The organism is Bifidobacterium sp. LH_230 (genome assembly GCF_056357555.1).
Map to the genome: position 1 here is coordinate 1 of NZ_JBKEWJ010000048.1, position 1,352 is coordinate 1,352.

Sequence of the window (1,352 nt, forward strand, 5' to 3'; positions counted from 1 at the left end):
GGCGGATTCTAGTGGTGGTTGCAACACCCGTGTTGCTGGTTGATTTGGTTGTGTGATCGTATCATGCCTCGTTGATCAGGTCGAGGATGGCTTCGGACGGTTTCCTGAATCCGAGGGTCTTCCTCGGCCGGTCGTTCAGTTCCTCCGCGACGGCGTCCAGATACTCCCGGGAGTAGACGCTCAGGTCGGTGCCCTTCGGGAAGTACTGGCGCAGCAGGCCGTTCGTGTTCTCGTTCGTGCCGCGCTGCCATGGCGAGTGCGGGTCGCAGAAGTACACGGCCATGTCCAATGCGGTCGAGATGCGCTTGTGGAGCGCGAGCTCGGAGCCCTGGTCCCATGTCAGCGAGTTGCGCAGGAGCTTGGGCAGGTCCCGCATCCTCTCGATGACGGCCTGCTGGACGTGTTCGGCGTCATGGCCGTCGGGCAGGTGCAGCAGGATCGTGAACCGGGTGGTGCGTTCCACGAGCGTGCCGATCGCGGTCCTGTTCTGTTTGCCGCAGATCAGGTCGCCCTCCCAATGGCCGGGCACGGCCCGGTCCTCCACTTCGGGCGGCCGTTCGCTGATCATGACCATCGGTTCGCGGAACCGCGGGCGCCGCTCGTTCCCGTCGGTTTTCGGCCTTCGGGCGGCACGGCCGGAGCGCAATGCCTTGGAGACCTCCTTGCGCAGTTCGCCTTTTGCCTGGACGTAGATGGCCTGGTAGATCGTCTCGGTGCAGATGTGCATGCCCTTATTATCCGGGAAGTCCTCCCGCAGACGTCCCGCGATCTGTTCCGGGCTCCAATGCCGCTTCAACCCGTCGCGGATGTAGTCGAGCAGTCCGGGGACGGAGCGCACCTTCGCGGTCTTGGGCCGGGCGAGTCGTTCCGTGGCTACCCGTTGGGCGCGGTTCGGCTCGTACATGCCCGTGTCCGGGTTCGTGTTGCGCGCGATCTCGCGCGAGACGGAGGATGCGGCTCGTCCCAATTTGTCGGCTATCCTGCGGATGCTCCATCCGGCCCGAATCCAGTCGGCGATGTGGAGCCGGCTCTCCAGATCAAGGAACCGTGTGCTGATCGTCTTCGATTCGTCCATGACGGGACGATACCAGACCGTCACGGATGGCTTCTCATTGCGGCCGGTCGCGCGCGTGCGCCCGTTGCGCCACACCTTGCCCGTGCGCTTGGACACGCCCACCGCCTTCGCGGCCTGCGTGTAGTTCATGCCGTCGCGGATGAGCTCCACGTACCGTTCACGACGCGCCTCGCACATCAGACTCCGGGTCTCGTACTCGACGCCGTCGAACACCCACTTGCCCACCTGATCTCTCCTCTCGGATCATCAGGCGTTGCAACGATCACTAGAACCCGCC

General features: G+C 64.2%; 1 protein-coding gene. It reads right to left on the minus strand.

The features are described 5' to 3' along the window. Positions 1-61: 61 nt before the first annotated feature. Positions 62-1,204, minus strand: coding sequence for an IS30 family transposase (locus tag AC1A0G_RS12190; RefSeq protein ID WP_476530012.1), 1,143 nt, complete (start codon positions 1,202-1,204; stop codon positions 62-64). Positions 1,205-1,352 lie beyond the last annotated feature (148 nt).

Bases quoted from the DNA above. Each gene is read 5' to 3' on its own strand.
- AC1A0G_RS12190 (WP_476530012.1), bottom strand. From the start codon at position 1,204: ATGAACTACACGCAGGCCGCGAAGGCGGTGGGCGTGTCCAAGCGCACG.